This is a genomic window from Pedobacter psychrodurus (assembly GCF_004331735.1).
GTDB lineage: Bacteria > Bacteroidota > Bacteroidia > Sphingobacteriales > Sphingobacteriaceae > Pedobacter > Pedobacter psychrodurus.
Genome location: NZ_SJSO01000014.1, coordinates 15,347 through 33,154, shown reverse-complemented (window position 1 = coordinate 33,154; position 17,808 = coordinate 15,347). Strand labels below are relative to the sequence as shown.

At 38.6% G+C, this 17,808-nt stretch carries 12 protein-coding genes; 7 read left to right on the top strand and 5 right to left on the bottom strand.

Annotated elements, in window-relative coordinates; genetic code table 11:
* Positions 1–76: 76 nt before the first annotated feature.
* Both rsmD and EZ456_RS16150 read right to left on the bottom strand, forming a co-directional pair.
* Positions 77–613 (bottom strand): 16S rRNA (guanine(966)-N(2))-methyltransferase RsmD, encoded by a 537-nt coding sequence (gene rsmD, locus EZ456_RS16155; protein ID WP_131531865.1) that lies wholly within the window; start codon positions 611–613, stop codon positions 77–79.
* On the bottom strand, positions 604–1,410 hold the full coding sequence (locus EZ456_RS16150) for a DUF3822 family protein (protein ID WP_131531863.1): 807 nt from the start codon (positions 1,408–1,410) through the stop codon (positions 604–606). The genes rsmD and EZ456_RS16150 overlap by 10 nt, the downstream gene beginning before the upstream one ends.
* A 505-nt stretch (positions 1,411–1,915) precedes the next feature.
* Between EZ456_RS16150 and EZ456_RS16145 the strand changes: the two genes are divergently transcribed.
* The 3 genes from EZ456_RS16145 (at position 1,916) to EZ456_RS16135 (ending at position 5,660) form a co-directional block, all read left to right on the top strand.
* The gene (locus EZ456_RS16145) at positions 1,916–3,055 is read left to right on the top strand and encodes a putative sensor domain DACNV-containing protein (RefSeq protein ID WP_131531861.1); all 1,140 of its coding nucleotides are present in this window, start codon (positions 1,916–1,918) and stop codon (positions 3,053–3,055) included.
* A 307-nt stretch (positions 3,056–3,362) separates the two neighbouring features.
* The gene (locus tag EZ456_RS16140) at positions 3,363–4,796 is read left to right on the top strand and encodes an ATP-dependent DNA helicase (RefSeq protein WP_131531859.1); all 1,434 of its coding nucleotides are present in this window, start codon (positions 3,363–3,365) and stop codon (positions 4,794–4,796) included.
* Between the two features lie 192 nt (positions 4,797–4,988).
* On the top strand, positions 4,989–5,660 hold the full coding sequence (locus tag EZ456_RS16135) for an MCP four helix bundle domain-containing protein (protein ID WP_131531857.1): 672 nt from the start codon (positions 4,989–4,991) through the stop codon (positions 5,658–5,660).
* Between the two features lie 336 nt (positions 5,661–5,996).
* On the opposite strand, the gene EZ456_RS16130 is transcribed toward EZ456_RS16135, so the two are convergent.
* Positions 5,997–6,842: a CvfB family protein gene (locus EZ456_RS16130; RefSeq protein ID WP_131531855.1), complete on the bottom strand. Its 846-nt coding sequence runs from the start codon at positions 6,840–6,842 to the stop codon at positions 5,997–5,999.
* A 404-nt stretch (positions 6,843–7,246) separates the two neighbouring features.
* Here EZ456_RS16130 and EZ456_RS16125 point away from each other — a divergent pair, with 404 nt between their 5' ends.
* The 4 genes from EZ456_RS16125 (at position 7,247) to EZ456_RS16110 (ending at position 12,529) form a co-directional block, all read left to right on the top strand.
* Complete coding sequence (locus tag EZ456_RS16125; RefSeq protein WP_131531853.1) at positions 7,247–7,849, top strand: LURP-one-related/scramblase family protein; 603 nt, start codon at positions 7,247–7,249, stop codon at positions 7,847–7,849.
* A gap of 166 nt (positions 7,850–8,015) precedes the next feature.
* Entirely contained in the window at positions 8,016–9,752 is a 1,737-nt protein-coding gene (locus EZ456_RS16120; RefSeq protein ID WP_131531852.1) for an ABC transporter ATP-binding protein, read from the top strand.
* On the top strand, positions 9,736–11,496 hold the full coding sequence (locus tag EZ456_RS16115; protein WP_131531851.1) for an ABC transporter ATP-binding protein: 1,761 nt from the start codon (positions 9,736–9,738) through the stop codon (positions 11,494–11,496). Before EZ456_RS16120 ends, EZ456_RS16115 begins: the two co-directional genes overlap by 17 nt.
* Before the next feature lie 142 nt (positions 11,497–11,638).
* The gene (locus tag EZ456_RS16110) at positions 11,639–12,529 is read left to right on the top strand and encodes an SMP-30/gluconolactonase/LRE family protein (protein WP_131531850.1); all 891 of its coding nucleotides are present in this window, start codon (positions 11,639–11,641) and stop codon (positions 12,527–12,529) included.
* Positions 12,530–12,730: 201 nt separating this feature from the next.
* Here the strand turns inward: EZ456_RS16110 and EZ456_RS16105 are convergent, their stop codons facing one another.
* Both EZ456_RS16105 and EZ456_RS16100 read right to left on the bottom strand, forming a co-directional pair.
* Positions 12,731–16,816, bottom strand: a complete 4,086-nt coding sequence (locus EZ456_RS16105; RefSeq protein WP_131531849.1) for a hybrid sensor histidine kinase/response regulator transcription factor — start codon at positions 16,814–16,816, stop codon at positions 12,731–12,733.
* Between the two features lie 463 nt (positions 16,817–17,279).
* Entirely contained in the window at positions 17,280–17,573 is a 294-nt protein-coding gene (locus EZ456_RS16100) for a GIY-YIG nuclease family protein (RefSeq protein WP_131531848.1), read from the bottom strand.
* Positions 17,574–17,808: the final 235 nt, after the last annotated feature.

Sequence of the window (17,808 nt, the reverse complement as noted above, 5' to 3'; positions counted from 1 at the left end):
TAAGCACATTAAGATATTTCTCACAAAAATATATACTTCGTGTGCTTGGTGTCTTTGTGGTAAAAATTATTTGTGTTTAACTAAACTCAAAAAAACTGAATGATGAATTGCCGTACTTCCTGGTTTCGGTATAACCGGGCTGGCTGTTCAGTTTCATATGGCTTTGATGCTCTACAATGAGTAAACCATCGGGTTTAAGCAACTGCTGTTCTTTAACCATCACTGGAATCTGCGGGATGTTAGGCATATTGTACGGTGGATCGGCAAAGATCAGGTCGTAAGCGCCAGTCATTTGTTTCAATAACTTAAAAACATCGCCTTTGCGTACCTCAACTTGATCGAACTGGTATTGTTTTGCGGTGTTTTTAACCCAATTTACACAACCATAATCCATATCAACCGCTAAAATACTTTCTGCACCACGTGATGCAAATTCGAAAGTTAAATTTCCGGTGCCGCAGAATAAATCCAAAACAGTACAGGTTTCGAAATCATATTTGTTGTTTAGGATATTGAAGAGTGCTTCTTTGGCCATATCCGTAGTTGGGCGTACCGGTAAATTTGCAGGGGGCTGCAAACGGATGCCCTTTAATTTGCCACCAATTATTCGCATAAATCTAAAGCAAGGAGACCGGTGAAATAGTGCTTAGGCATATCGGCCAATAATTCGCTATCTTGTTTTCCAGCCGGAAGGAAGAAATAAAGTTGGTTAAAATATTTTAATAAGCAGTTATAATGCTCATCATCTTCGTTTATAATGCCTTGTAAATAAACCGGAATGGTATCGGTTAAACCCAGTTGTTCGATCATTAACAACAGGAAATAATTAAACTCCTCTGCATTTTCTGATTGATAGTGGTTTTGAAAAACAATCTTTTTATCTTTTGTATACAGCACATTGAAAGATACTGCTGTAAAATCGATTAATAAAGATTCGTCTGCCAAATGGTTATATAAAGCCATTAGTGGTTCAGATTGCGGAAATAAATCTGTTTTTTCAGGCAGATTTGCTTTCACCTCTTCATTTAAACAAAAAATAGTATTAAATCCGAGTACATTGTTATGTTTGGTATAAACCTTAGCATCGGAACCTAAATATTTAGCGTAAACGGCCAGGTTCTCACCATCAAACCACTCATCAGGGATAAAAATAAAATTTGACGTATGGATTGCTGCTTTTACCGTTGCGTAGTTTAATGATAGGTAACTATCGGTTTCAAAGGCAGATTTTATTTCTTGCTGCACATCATCGCAACCCTGCCTATCAAAAATGATATTGATCTCTTCTGTATCCTTACTCACGACGGCATAAGAAAAGCTGTCATTCGTTATTTTTAATAATAAATGGCAGTTTGCAGATGCATCAGCTTTAAAATTCGGATCGACTAATAAGAGACTATTGTTACTCATTGAAACAAAAATAGACTTTTTTAAGGATTAACAGTAAGTTGCTGGTTAATTTTTTGGTTTTGACCATTAAAAGGTCTTCGACAAGGTCAGACTGATAATTGAGTAAGTTGTATAAGATAAAAAGAACTTAACTTTCTTAACTCCTTAATGGTAATATTATTAATCATTAAGAACATTAAGGAGGTTGTTACTCAATTGAAAAGCCCTCTTCATGACGAATTAAAGGGCTGTAATTACCGAATGAACAAATGGCCAACGAACTTTTTACCACCTGAGACCCCTAAGTTCACCTAAGAAATGGATTTAGAGACAAAAACATGCAATTAACTTTGTGCCCTTTGCGTCTTTATGGTTAATCCCTTCCCTGCGTGCTTTGCTGTTAAAACTGCATCGAAAATATCTGTGTTTATCTGTGAAGATCTGTGGTAAAAATGTCTGTGTTTTTTTACCAAAATCAAACCTTTCAACTATTCAAAAATCGAAATATTCGGCTTAAATTCGAAACATGAGTTACAAGCCTACCTATAAAGCGGCAAACACGATTGCAGCAACTATTGAGCAACATTTTGTTAAACTGCACAAAAATGCAATTGCACAGGGTGAGATAGATTTGGCTACTCAACCAGATCGAAAAATAATTGAAGCAATAATCGATGTTGCTTTTTGGAGCAGCCTGCGTAAGGAGGAAGGGCATTCGCCACGCATTTCGATCGCATTTTTACCACCTGAGCAAACCTCGAAACCATTACATTTTGCGAAAAAGCTAGCCTTAAATGCCAACACATTAACCAAAATAGCTCCTGGGATAGAACGTTCTGGTATTCACTTAGGCGTATGGGAAGAAGATAGTGAGCTTTACATCTGGGGAACAACCTTAAATATTCCGAACTTTTGTTTTGTAGTTGATGTTTCTGAACCTGGATTAATTGTAATTAAACACCGAAGGATTTACGGCATAGGTAAGTTTACCAATGTTGCTGTACTAAAAGGGGAGCAGATCCGGATTGTAGACGATAGAAGCTGCACGAATAAAGATTGTCCGCCTATTTTGCAGGCCTTGTTAGATTTGACTGTTTTAGCAAGCTGGAACGACCCCATCAATATCCTGATTCAGTTTTCAGTTTCTATGCGTGCACATGGCCGTGGTGGAGCCTTGCTAATTGTGCCGAAAGGTGATACGAAATGGGAAGAATCTATTATCCACCCGATACAGTATTTGGTAGAACCTCCATTCTGTGGCCTATCCAACCTGGCGAAACAGAGTGGTAACCAGAGTGAAATTTTTTCGCAGGGCGCTGTACGCCGCGAGGTTGATCATTTAGCAGGTTTAACAGCCGTTGATGGTGCAACGATCATCAATGAAGAATTTGATCTGATTGCTTTTGGTGCAAAAATTGGCCGGGCTAAAGGCAAACCAACAGTAGAACAGATTGCATTTTCGGAGCCAATTGTTGGTGGTGAAGATAAAATTCTTTATCCCGGACAGCTAGGTGGCACGCGGCATTTTTCTGTGGCACAGTTTGTTAACGATCAGCCTCAATCTATAGGTTTGGTAGCCTCTCAGGATGGCCATTTTACCATTTTCAGCTTTAGTAAAAAACAAAATATGGTAATGGCACATCGCATTGAAACCTTACTTTTGTAGCAAAAATTGTTTAATTGTTCCATTGCTTTATTGTTTAGCCGCGGTAATGCTTAAAAAGGAGCATGCCTTTTTGTTGAGGTTACTTCGACAATCTACCATTGACGGATTCAAGTAAAGCAATCGTCATTCCCGCGCAGGCGGGAATCTTAAAGCGCTTGCATTACGATTCCCAATCGAGTTGGGAATGACGATTCCTCGCAGTGTGACACTCACAAAAAAGATATAACGGAAAGATCGACTGCCGGAACAAATTAGCGCAGCAACTGCTTTCCTAAAACAATTTATCAATAAAACAATTTAACAATACATGTTAACCGATAAAAGCCAGCTTATAGCTTCAGCATACGAACATAGTCCAACTAAGGAGCAATTGCTTTTTTGCCAACGGATGTCGGTGTTTTTGCAAGAGGATGACGAGCACCGTTGTTTTGTGCTTAAAGGTTACGCAGGTACGGGTAAAACTACATCTGTAGCGGCTTTGGTGAAGGTACTGAAACAATTTAACTTGCGTAGTGAACTGCTTGCGCCAACTGGCAGGGCAGCAAAGGTAATGAGCCAATATTCATACCGCAAAGCCTTAACCATACATAAACGGATTTACCGCAAGCGCTCTGCAGCATCGCCTGAAATGCAGTTTCAGTTAGCACCGAACCTTTCCGAAAATACACTTTTTATTATCGATGAGGCTTCGATGATTGCCGATGAATTTAACGAAACGGGTTCTTCAATATTAAGGGATCTGCTCGAGTTTGTGTACAATACTAAAAATTGCTTTTTGCTTTTCGTGGGCGATACAGCACAATTGCCTCCTGTGGGGAGTTTAGATAGTCCGGCACTGAACGAACGGTACCTCAAAGATAAATTTGCGTTAACAGTTTCATCTGTCGAGTTAAAGGAAGTGGTTAGGCAAGGAAAGAAATCGGGTATTTTGGCCAATGCCACGATGTTGAGAAATCAGATTGCCAAAAATCCTGAAAATCCACTACCTAAATTCCTGACTAAAAGTTATACCGACATTTACAATATGCCTGGTGCTCGTTTGGTAGAAGGCTTGGAATATGCTTACCGCAAATTTGGAATGGAAAATACCCTTGTGGTTTGCCGTTCCAATAAATCGGCCAATGTGTATAACCAGCAGATTAGAGCAAGGTTATTGTACCGAGAGGAGGAATTAACAGGTGGCGATCAGATTATGGTGGTGCGGAACAATTATTTCTGGCTGCCTGAGAATGAGGATACTGCTTTTATCGCCAATGGCGATATGGCAAAGGTGATCCGTGTGAGGGGAGAGGAAGAACGTTATGGTTTCCGCTTTGCCGATGCCACTTTAGAGTTTATGGATTTCCCCGCCGCAGGACAGATTAGTTGCAAAGTAATGTTGGATACGCTCAATTTAGAAAGTGCCAATCTACCTTATGAGCAGAATAAAAAGCTTTTTGATGGGCTTAATGAAGATTATGAGCATATCGCCAATAAGCGGCAGCGGATGTTGGCCATTAAAGCTGATCCTTTTTATAATGCGCTACAAATTAAGTTTGCTTATGCGGTTACTTGTCATAAAGCACAGGGTGGACAATGGGATGCTGTTTTTGCTGATCAGGGTTATCTTACCGAAGAAATGATCGATCTCGATTTTCTCCGCTGGTTATACACCGCTGTAACACGAGCAAAAAAAGAGCTATATTTAGTCAATTTTGCTCCTCAGCTTTTCGCAAAGACTGTGCAGGAGGATTATTTTTAGAAAGTGATTACACAGATTGATAAAGATGATTGCACAGATTTATTAATCGAAACAGTTAACCACCAGGACACCAAGGCACAAAGGTTTATTTCTTGGTGTTGTGTACAAATGAAATAAGTTAACCAAAGGCATAAAGTTTATTTCTTGGTGTTCTTTGTGCCTTTGTGGTCGAATATACTAACCAATTATAATATGAAATTTGCCTTTAGTCTTAAAAACAAGCTGAAAATTGCTTTCTTGCTTTTTTGCATTATGTGCTGCACGTTATTGATCCGTTTTTTGGAAGATAAAAGTGTAGAGAAGATTAACGAATCTTTTATTTCAATGTATAATGATAGGCTTGTACCAGCAACAGATTTATATTTTATTGCTGAAAATCTGCATTATAAAAATGAGATCCTTCAGGAAACCTTGTTAGGTAATGGTGCTGTTCATCCCTCAACTGGTATGGTGAAAATGAATACACACAACCGTAAAATAGATTCGGTAATCAATAAATACGAGCTCACCTTATTGGTAAAGCAGGAGCAAAACTTTTTAAATGACCTTAAAAAAGCATTAACTGTTCAACAAGGATTAGAGGCTAAAATTTTGAACATGGCTGGCACAGAGGGAAGAGCAATTTATGAATCGATGGGTAGGAACGCAGCAAACCAGACTTTAGCCAAACTTTCGGCACTCATTAAAATACAATCTAAAGTAGGGAACGAGCTGATTAAAGGATCAGAAATTTTTGTTTCGGGAACCAAGGTTTACTCTACTCTACAGGTAATTTTGGCTATTGTGATCGGGATTATGATCGTTGCTATTATTTCGGCATCGAATGTAGTGAAGGTTCAGAGTGATAAGTTTAATTTGAATTAGTTTTTTTGCCACGGAGGCACGGAGGTCACGGAATATATTTCATCATCTCGATCGCAGTGTTCCCAAGACTCCTTCGGAGGAGAGACCTTTGCCTATTGGTCGGTGTCACACCGACCAACATTACCAATTTATCCAATCTGGAGGTGAGCCTGCTTCTTTCGGTCGGTGTGACACCAACCGATAAATAAAATTTGAATTAGTTTTTGCCCCGCCTGCCCGGCCGTTCAGGCGGGGAAGCACAGAAGATTATTTCGCTATAATCATTTTTTGCCGCGGAGACATTGAAATTACAGAACAGTATTCCGTGATAATCCGTGTCTCCGTGGCCAATGCTTTTTATTCAGCTTCATCGTCTGTAATCAGTCTGATTGAATCATCAGAAAGTACGATTAAACGTTCTTTATACAATGAGCCAATGGTTTTTTTGAAGGCACTTTTACTGATCTGGAAACGATGATAAATCTCCTCAGGAGAGCTTTTATCGCCCAGTTCAATAACACCGCCACTCTTTTTCAATTCGCTTAACATCATCTCTTTCGAATCGAGGATATGGCCATAACCACTTGGCTGGAGGGTTAAATCGATCTTGCCTTCCACACGGATTTTCTTGATCCAGCCTTTACGCATTTCACCTGGTTGGATATTATCGAAAACCTCATTATTGTAAAGCAAACCAATATAAGTGTTGTTGATAATGGCGTTGAAACCAAGATCAGTTTCTTCGGTAATCAATAAGCTAACTTCATCACCTTCTTCAAAATCAAAGCCATCTTCTTCTACAAAATCGTATAGTTTAGAAGAAGCCAATAAGCGGTCGTTACTTTCGTCTAAATACAGGTAAACCACATATTTATAGCCTTTTTGCATTGGCCTTTTTTGCTCTCTATCTGGCACATATACATCTTTATCGATGCCGAGATCCATAAACACGCCATCATCACCATCAGAAACCACTTTCAAAAAAGCGAAATCACCTACTTCGGCATAAGCTTTCTGGGTGGTTCCGGTTAAACGGCCATCTTTCTGTACAAATACGAAAACCTTAATGTTATCGCCAATTTCTACACCATTCGGAACATATTGGTAAGGCAGCACCACTAGTTTATCGCCGTCGGTTAAGTTTAATCCAGCTTCTGTTTTGCTTAAAATCCTTAACTCGTTGTATTTTCCTATTTCAATCATTTGTTTTGGGTTTAACCATTTTCTCCAATGGCTTTTGCTGCAAAGGTAATAATGTTTAGTTGCAAATTGGTTTTAAATCATTTGAGATAATTTAACCACAGATGAAAAGGATGTGCACAGATATTCATATCCGTGTTTATCTGTGCTTATCTGTGGTGAAAAAACTAACCTAATATTTGTTTTTAGCCAGGTTACCATTGACTGACTCGGCTAGAGCGGTCGTCCTCTCGACCGGAGCAACGCGGAGTGGAGAGATCTATTACAATTAGATTTCTCGACTACGTTGCACTCCGCTCGAAATGACGTAAACTGGGAGCTATCAATAACGATCTATCACTGTTACTTGAACCTGCAATGAAAAAAAATATATAATTTAGCAGCTTATCTAATATTAAATCTACAATATGAACAAGCAGATTCCTCCATTTTTTTTAAGCGACGAATATTTTATTGATGAGAAAGTAAACTTTTTAAAGTTTGCGAACGAGTACAAAGTTTACAACGATCAGGGCGCTCAGATCGGGATTATTAAACAACGCATTTCTGGCTGGCAAAAGGCATTAACTTTATTGGTTGACAAACGTATGATGCCTTTTAAATTAGAAATTACCGATACTAACGATCAGTTGCAGGCTACCATTACAAGAGGCTGGACATTCTGGATGTCGAAAATTATCGTTACCGATCCGCTTGGTGTTGAAGTGGGTGTTATTAAACAAAAATTTAAATTCTTTAAGCCAACTTTTACCATTTCAAGTCCAACATCGGGCGAGGAGATCGCAAAAATATCTGGCGATTGGAAAGCCTGGAACTTTAGCATAACCAATAATGCAGGTGCCGAAATGGGCAAAATAAGCAAAAAATGGGCTGGTGCTTTGAAAGAAGTTTTTACAACAGCCGATAAATACAACGTTTCTATCGACCCCAGTTATGCAGAAAGCAATCAAAAAGTTGCGATTGTGGCTACTGCCATTACCATCGATATGGTTTTGAAGGAAAGTAAGTAAATTAGATTAATGAGAGATTGACAGAATTATTGAATGATAGAATGATTGATTTATTGAATGGTGGATTCCTTTAAATAAAAATTACATTCTATCATTCATAATTCACTCATTTAATCATTTCTTTGGGCTAAATTTGGAACCTACAATTTAAGGTATCTTCATTGACATGGAAAAAACCAAAGAAGCCAAAAAGCCAAGTATTTTCAGTTTACTTGGGAACTATAGGGGCTTAATTTTTATGCTGATCCTGTTTGCGTTGCTCAGTAACGGTATTAACTTACTCTTACCAAAGATTATTGCAAATGGTATCGACTCTTATACCAACAAAACCTTCAATCTTCAATCCATATTGTTTCAGTTTTCGTTGGCCATTGTACTGGTTTTTATCTTTACCTATCTACAAAGTATTGTACAAACCTATGCTTCCGAACGTGTGGCAAGAGATTTAAGAACAAGATTATCTGATCAGATTTCGCGACAGAGCCATGCCTACATTATTCAGGCTAACCCCTCAAAATTGTTAACCAACCTTACAGCCGATGCCGATTCGATCAAAATGTTTGTTTCGCAGGCTATCGTTTCTATCTGTTCATCTATATTTTTAATTGTTGGGGCAAGTATTCTGCTCCTGATGATTAACTGGAAACTGGCACTTTGTGTAATTGCGATTGTGCCGATTATTGGCGGTGCATTTTTCTATGTGTTAAGCAAGGTAAAAGTGCTGTTCAAAAAGAGCAGGGAAGTTATCGACTGGCTGAACAAGGTCATCAGTGAAAGCATTTTGGGTTCAGCTTTAATCCGTGTAATTAATTCACAAGTATTAGAATACAATAAATTTTTAGATGCAAATGCCAAAGCCAGAGATTTAGGGATAGCTATCCTCCGAATGTTTGCAGCCTTGATTCCGGTTATTGTTTTTACAGCCAATTTATCTGGGTTGTGCATTTTGGTGCTGGGTGGTCACTTTGTAATTACCAATTCAATGACCTTGGGCGAATTTACCGCTTTTAGTAGTTACCTCACACTCATTATATTTCCAATTTTGGTGATCGGTTTTATGAGCAATGTAATTGCACAGGCTACAGCGTCTTACCAAAGGATAGAAAGTGTGTTAAATGCTGCTGAGATCAAACATCCAGGTACACTGACTACACCATTGAGGGGAGATGTAGAAGCGAAAGATATTACCTTGAGTTTTGGTCAGAAACCAATTTTGAAATCGGTTTCATTTTCTGCTAAAGCAGGTTCAAAAACAGCAATTATCGGCCCTACAGCTGCGGGTAAAACACAATTGCTTTATATTTTAACAGGCCTTATTGAAGCAGATTCTGGTGCGGTGCTGTTCGACAACGAAGAAATTAAGAAGTACAACCAGGAGAATTTCCATCAACAGGTAGGCTTTGTATTTCAGGATAGCATCATGTTCAATATGAGCATTAGGGAAAATATTGCCTTTAGCGATACCGTTACAGACGAATCGCTGGCCAAAGCCATTGCTACAGCCGAACTTAAAGATTTTGTAGATGCTTTGCCAGATAAATTGAACACCATTGTTTCCGAACGTGGTAACAGCCTTTCTGGCGGACAAAAACAACGGATTATGCTGGCTAGAGCTCTAGCTGTGAATCCGAAGATCTTATTGCTCGATGATTTTACGGCCCGTGTTGATACCAATACGGAGAAAAGGATTTTGGAGAATATCCAACAAAATTATTCTGGTTTAACTTTACTTTCCATTACCCAAAAAATAGCTTCTGTTGAACATTACGACAAAGTGATCTTGCTGATGCAGGGCGAAATCATTGCAGAAGGAACCCATCAGGAATTATTGAAAAGCAGTCCTGAATATGTTCAGATTTACAATTCACAACAGAGCACCAGTAATTATGAACTACAATCTTAACCAGCTTAACACTAAGCAGGAGAAGCAATCGACTTATAAGGCGCTGAAAAGCCTGCTTAAATTGATCTCGGCCGAGCGTAAAAACCTTTGGCTGGCACTAATTGCCATTTTGGTAAATTCGGGCTTATTGCTTTTGGGACCATTATTAGTGGGTTACACAGTTGATACCTATATCCGCACTAAACAATTCCATGGTGTGCTTATTTTTGGTGGTATACTGTTAGTGATGTACATGATTGCCATGGTTACCGGTTATACCCAAACGAGATTAATGGGCGGAGTAGGGCAAAGAATGTTATACACTTTAAGGAATGCCATTTTTAATAAACTGCAGGAGTTACCAGTTTCATTTTTTAACCAGAATAAAGCTGGTGATCTAATTTCGAGGGTGAATAACGATACCGATAAGCTGAACCAGTTTTTTTCGCAGTCGTTAATGCAGTTTATTGGCAGTATTGTAACGATGATTGGTGCAGGTATTTTTCTGCTTTCGATTAATTTAGAACTGGGTGCTGCAACACTTTCGCCGGCGGTGATTATCGTTCTTTTTACCGTGGCCTTATCGCCTTGGGTAAAAGGGAAAAATGCTAAAAATTTAAAAAGTGTTGGTGGAATGAGTGCCGAAATACAGGAAAGCCTGAATAACTTTAAAGTGATTATTGCATTTAACCGTAGGGATTATTTTAGGAAACGTTTTAATGAAGCCAATGCCGAAAACTATAAAACGGCAATCAGCGCTGGTTTAGCCAATAATATTTTCGTGCCTGTTTATGGTTTGCTATCGAGTATAGCACAGCTCATTACCTTACTGTTCGGTATTTATCTGATTTCTGTTGGCAACTTTACTTTGGGCTTATTGGTAAGTTATATTGCTTATACAACCAATTTTTATAATCCTTTAAGGCAGTTAGCCGCCCTTTGGACAAGTTTTCAGGTAGCTATGGCCAGTTGGGACAGGATATCGCAAATTTTAACCTTGGAGAGCAATTTAAAACAACTGGAAGTAAATGACAACATCACATCTGATGCTTTGCTGGAGTTTAAAAACGTGCACTTCTCTTATGATGATGATAAAGAAATCCTCCATAATATCAATTTAAGGTTCGAAAAAGGAAAAACTTATGCCTTAATTGGTCCAACTGGAGGTGGAAAAACCACAACGGCTTCTTTAATCTCCCGTCTGTACGATGCCACAAAAGGAATGGTTTTGTTAAATGGTAAAGATATCCGTTCATTTTCTGCTGAGGAAAGAACACAGAAAATCGGTTTCATTTTACAGGAACCATTTTTATTTACAGGAACTGTAAAAGAGAATATTTTGTATGGCAATAGTCAGTATAAAGAGGTAAGTGATGCAGAACTAGAGAAGATAATCGAAGAAGCTAACCTAAACGCACTTTTAGCCATATTTGATGAGGGATTAAATACGCAGATTACTTCAGGGGCAGACAGTATAAGTTTGGGGCAGAAACAGCTGATTGCCTTTATGCGTGCGGTGTTAAGAAATCCTGAACTATTGATCCTTGATGAAGCCACGGCCAACATCGATACCATAACCGAACAGCTTTTGGGAAGTATTTTAAATAAACTATCAAAAGAAACTACGCTGGTTATTATTGCCCACCGTTTAAATACTATTGAAAACGCCGATGAAATTTATTTTGTAAATGAAGGCGAAGTGCAAAAAGCTGGAACGCTTAACGATGCACTAAATATGTTACTAAAAGGCAAGCGGGTAAGTTAATATCTTTATAAACCTTGGGTTGGTCGAGATTTGTAATCTCGACTGTATGAGTTGTGGATTTGCAATCCAATTAAAAGATTAGAAATCTTTAGTTCAAATAGTCGGGATTACAAATCCCGACTAACATTATTAAAAAATACAAATGAAAAAATACTACTTCTTTTTAGCGTGTTCTGTCTTAGGCATCGCTTCTTTTGCACAAAATACAGGCGATAATCTTTTTGTTCAGGACAGTTTAAAGGTGATTTCTGCACAATTTAAGTTTACGGAAGGTGCTTCGGTTGATAAACAAGGGAATGTTTTTTTTACCGATCAACCAAACGATAAGATCTGGAAGTACGATATTAACGGCAAATTGAGCTTATATATGGATAAATCGGGTAGGGCAAATGGAACTTATTTTGATAAGAAAGGGAACTTAATTGTGTGTGCCGATGAGAATAACCAAATCTGGTCTATCAATAAAAACAAAAAGATAAAAGTACTCTTCAGCGATTATGAAGGCAAAAAGGTAAACGGACCAAATGATCTCTGGTTGGATGCTAAAGGAGGCATTTATTTTACTGATCCTTACTATCAGCGCGATTACTGGGCTAGAAAATCGCCTGAGATTCAAGGTCAAAAGGTGTATTATATTCCAAAAGGGAAAAAAGAAGCTATCGTGGTTGCTGATGATGTGATTAAACCTAACGGTATTGTGGGGACTCCAGATGGTAAATTTTTGTATGTGGCCGATATGGGTGCCAATAAAACTTATCGTTATAGTATAGGTGCCAATGCGAAATTAACAGACAAACAGCTTATCCTGAACCAGCATTCAGACGGGATGACTTTAGATAACAAGGGAAATATTTACGTAACCGGAAAAGGAGTGAACATTTACAAACCTACGGGCGAAAAAATTAGCCATATTGATATACCCGAGGAGTGGTGTGGCAACATTTGTTTTGGTGGAAAAGATAAAAATATGTTGTTTATTACGGCTTCAAAATCATTGTATGTTATTCCGATGAATGCAAGGGGAGTGGAATAATAGTTTATTATAGCCCTTTAAAAGCACGTAAAGAGGAAAAAATAAAGAATGAATTAAGATAAAAAATTTTTCTGTTCAGTTTATTCAACCCCTAAAAATATTAAACACATTATTTAGTTTTGAGCTTCCTACTTATAGGGATAGACGACTATGAAAAAGCCCTCTCAGGATTGAAGGGCTTTTTTACTTTTATATTCTTCCTTATTTTTTTAAATTCTGTAGGTAACCTGTAGGCGTAACCCCGAATTCTTTCTTAAAGGCTTTTGTAAAATACGATTGCGTTTGAATGCCGATCCGGTACATCACTTCTGTCATCAGTACATCTTCGGTTTTCATGATCTCAATTGCTTTTCTGAGTCTTGCCGACCTAACAAATTCTCCAATGGATTGACCTGTTATTGATTTCATCTTCTGGTAAAGTTTGGTTCTGCTCATGCCGATTTCTTTGCAAAGGTAATCGATATCCATTTCGGGGTTGATCATTTCGGCATCGATAATCGACAGTAATTTGGTGATGAAGGCTTTATCCCTTTCCGAATGGGCAAGTGCTCTTGGCTCGGTATCTTTGTTTTTTAAATAATGATCTTTCAGTTTCTGTCTTTGCTCAAAAATGTTTTTGATGGTGAGCAGTAGTAAATTAGTGTTGATGGGTTTGGTGAAATACAGATCAGCACCCGATTCGGCACCTTCTATCTCAGCCTCGATACTGTTTTTGGCCGTAAGCATTAAAAATGGAATATGGCTGGTTTCTATATCTTCTTTGATATGCTTACAGAATTCGGTTCCGTCCATGCCAGGCATCATAACATCGCTTATAATTAAGTCAGGCAGATCTTTTCGTGCCTGTTCAAGCCCTGAATGGCCATCAGCAGCTTCGGTAATGGTGTAAAACGGACTTAAAGTATCTTTTAAAAAGTTTCTTAATTCTTCGTTATCATCTACCAGAAGAATACTTGTAGTGGTATCTGCAGGGGTAAGTTCGCTGCCGGGCCAAGGTACTTCAGTTTCTGACTTGTAACTAATACTTTCCAATCGGGTTCCACCAGGTTCGTTGTTTTGGCTAAATTGTTCGTTTAAGGTATAATCTGTTTTACTGCTTGGTATACCGATAATAATTTCTGTTCCTTCGTTGCGCTCGCTAGATACCTGAATCAAGCCTTTGTGCAGTAAGGTTAAACTTTTTACGAAAGCCAAACCCACTCCCGAACCCAAATGCGTCTCAGTAATCCGGTAATAACGCTCAAATAAATGCTGGATAGAGTCTTTGGAAATCCCAATTCCACTATCAATTACGCGGAAGTAGATGTACACATTGGCTTCGTAATCACTTTTGATCACCAATTTGTTTTCGAAAGCTGGTTTATGGTCGTTTAAGTCAGTAAAAACCTGAAGTTTAAGTGTTCCGCCAGATTTAGTGTATTTGATGGAGTTGTTGATCAGGTTGAGAATGATTTTTTCAATCACCTGCCTGTCGAACCAGATATCGGGAGGGAGATTTTCTTTTTCAACCGTAAAGCTAATTTCCTTTTCAGCAGCCATTTCCGAAAATTCTTCTGCAACTTCATCAATAAAAAGGTTCAAGTTTCCATTTACTACATTGAGCTTTAAAGCTCCAGAGGCAGTTTTTCTGAAATCCATTAACTCATTTATGAGCCGCAATAAGCGGTTGGCATTACGATGAATAGTGTTGTAATAACTTTGGAAACTTTCTTGCGTATCTTCTTTTAAAAGGCGTTCTATCGGCCCTAATATTAGCGAAAGCGGAGTCCGGAACTCATGCGAAATATTGGTGAAAAACTGAAGCTGTGTCTGGTGGATTTCTTCTCTTTTTTCTTCTTCGATTTTTCTGATCTCTAGCCTGCGTTTAAAACTGAGCGCTAAATAGGTTAAATACAGGGTGGTGGCAATAACGATGAGCCTAAACCACCAGGTTGCCCAGAATGGGGGAGAGATGATAATTTTTAAAGCCGTTCCGGTATTGTTCCAAACATTATCGTTGTTTGATGCCCTTACCCTAAAGGTGTAGGTTCCCGGATCAAGGTTGGTATAAAAGGCCTGTTTAACATTACCTACATTGATCCAGTCTTTATCTTCGCCTTCTAATTTGTAAGCATAGTTGTTATTCTCGTTGGCTATATAGTTTAAGCTTGCAAATCGGAACGATATCGTAGCTTGGTCATAATCTAGTTTTAATTCTTTAGTGTAGCTGATGTCGTTTTCGAGCGCAGAACCTTTTGTATTGGGTAGGATTTTCTGGTTAAAAATCTGAAACTCGGTCAAGTAAACCGGCGGAATAAATTTATTGGTTTGTATATCATCAGGAAAGAATGAGTTGAAGCCATTTACGCCACCAAAAAACATTTCTCCGTTTTGGGCTTTGAGGTAGGCGTTAGTTTCGAATTCGAGTCCTTGCAAACCATCGCCTGTATTATACTTTTTAAAGTTATAATCCTTTGGATTAAATTTGGTGAGGCCTTTCGCGGTCGAAATCCAGAAATTACCTTTATCATCTTCCGTAATTCCTTTTATAAATTCGGTTGATAAGCCTGCTTTATCGGTATAAAGCTCAAATTTTAGCTTTGATCGGTTAAAACGGTAAAGCCCGGCCTGGCCAATCCATAAATTGCCCTTATTATCGATGAAAATTACCCTTAAATCTGGCCGTTTCCCACCGCCCATAAAATAATGGGTAAATACTTGTGTATTGAGGTTGTAGCAATTTAAACCTCCATCATCAGTGCCTATCCATAGGTTTTGATATTGATCTTCATTAATGGAAACAATGTTGTTGCCCGTTAATTTACTGCCGTTTTTTCCTTCGGTAATGCGTTTAAACTGCTTGCTTTGCGCATCAAACAGGTTTAATCCACCGTAATATGTGCCAATCCAGATGTTTCCTTTACTGTCTTCGAAAGATTTCTGTACATAATCTGAAGAAATAGACGTAGGATTGGCGTTGTTGTGGTTAAAACGGGTAAAAGAGCCATTGCTGTGCATGATGTTCAATCCACCTGCCCAAGTGCCAACAAGAAGTAGACCGCTTTTTATTTCGGTAATATCGAGAATGGCGTCGGCACCAATACTATTCTGATTAAAGGGATTATAGCGATGATGGATAAAGGTTTTGCTCGTTTTGTTATAGATATCGAGTCCGCCACCGTCCGTTCCGATATAAATATTACCCGTTTTATCTTCATGGAAAGCCCTCACATCGTTGTAACTTAAACTGTTTTTGTTGGGCTCCTGGCGCACCAGCTTAAATTTTTCGGCCTGTGGACTGTACAAATTTATTCCACCCCGGTGCGTGCCAATCCATAAGTTTTCCTGCTGATCGATAAAAAGAGCCGAAACAGTACGTTGCGATAAACTAAAGGCATTACCGGGTTCATTCTGGTAATGCGTAAATGTTTCTGTTTCAGGGTCGAAATGATTCAAGCCTCCGTTAATTCCTCCAATCCATACATTTTTCTGCTGGTCGAAAACAATTGCCCTTATTAGATTGCTGCCTATGCTATTTTTGTTTTTTTCCTGGTGCTGGTAGGTTTTTATATTATTATCAACTGGGTTGAAACGGATTAAACCATTTTCTTCAGTTCCAAACCAAAAAGTACCATTAGCATCTTTTTTAATTACCCTAAAAGTTTCATTTTCTAAAGTTTTAACGGTTGTTGCGTTGCCAGATTTAAGGTTTAAAATATGGATACCTGCATCGGTAGCCATCCAGATGTTTCCAGTAGCATCGCAGTACAGGTCGTTAATGTAATTCTTTCTGTCGGTTTTTACCTGATCGGAACGATATGGATAACGGCTAAAGGAATTTGTGGTTTTATCAAGCAAGTTAAGCCCTCCGCCATAAGTACCAATCCAGATCCCTTTATTGGTTTCTTTAACCGAAGTGATGATGTTATTGGTCTGATTTTTTTTGTCTTTAGATCTGTAGGTTACAAAATTGTTTTTCTCGGCATTAAACCTGTTCAACCCATCTGATGTGCCTACCCAAAGGTTATGACTTTGATCTTCGAAGATGCACCGGATAAAATTATCGCTAATGCTATTCGCATTTTTATCGTGTTTAAAAACGGTGATCTGGCTGCCATCGTATTTGTTCAAACCATCTCGTGTGCCAAACCAGATAAAACCTCGGTGATCTTGAAAAATGCATTCGATGGTACTGTTCGATAATCCATCTTCTACACTTACGTGTTTAAACTTTAAGTTTTGTGCGCCAACGTTTCCTATCGAAAAAATAAAGAGGAGCAGGAAAATGGTTCTCGTTAACGTGTTCATTAATCATTTCGTCAGACAGTTCTGAGGCGATAAAGATAATTCATTTTTTGGCAACCTTTGGTATAATTGGTTGGTTAGCCTAGCAACATCATCCCGAATTTATAATGGAGAGATTAAGGTGCTGTCGTCATTCCCAACTTGATTGGGAATCGTAATGCTTTAGCTGGGCTTGTATTATTCATTAGGATTCCCGCCTGCGCGGGAATGACGTATGGGAGGGTTAGACGCTGTCGTCATTCCCAACTTGATTGGGAATCGTAATGCCATGGTAGGTTTTTTCTTTCGCATTAGGATTCCCGCCTGCGCGGGAATGACGCATTAGGGGTTTAGGCGCCGTCGTCATTCCCAGCTTGACTGGGAATCGTAATACTTTAGCTGGGCTTGTATATTCATTAAGATTAGCTCCGCTCAGCAAACGTGGTTCCGCCTACGCTGGAATGATGGAACTTATTAATACTAAATGTTACAAATCCTCACTAAACAGATCTAGCCAATCAGGGTTATGATCACTAATCAGCTTAATTTTCCAATTCCTATTCCATTTTTTTAGTCTTTTCTCCTGCTCAATCGCCTCTTCAATGTCATCATAAAGCATGAAATAAATCAGCTTAATACAATTATATTTCGATGTAAAAGAAGTTGGATATCTCTTGTGTTTATGCTCTATAACTCTTGAGTACAAGTCTGAAGTAACACCGATATAATAAACCGTGTTAAAGATATTGGTCATGATATATACGCAACCACCTCGTTCCATATCTTAAAAATACAAGTTTCTAATAAAATTCCTAGACGATATCGTCATTCCGAATTTCTTCGGGATCGTAGCCATGGTAGGCTTCTTCTTTTGCATTAGGATTCCCGCCTGCGCGGGAATGACGTATGGGAGGGTTAGACGCTGTCGTCATTCCCAACTTGATTGGGAATCGTAATGCCATGGTAGGTTTTTTCTTTCGCATTAGGATTCCCGCCTGTGCGGGAATGACGTATGA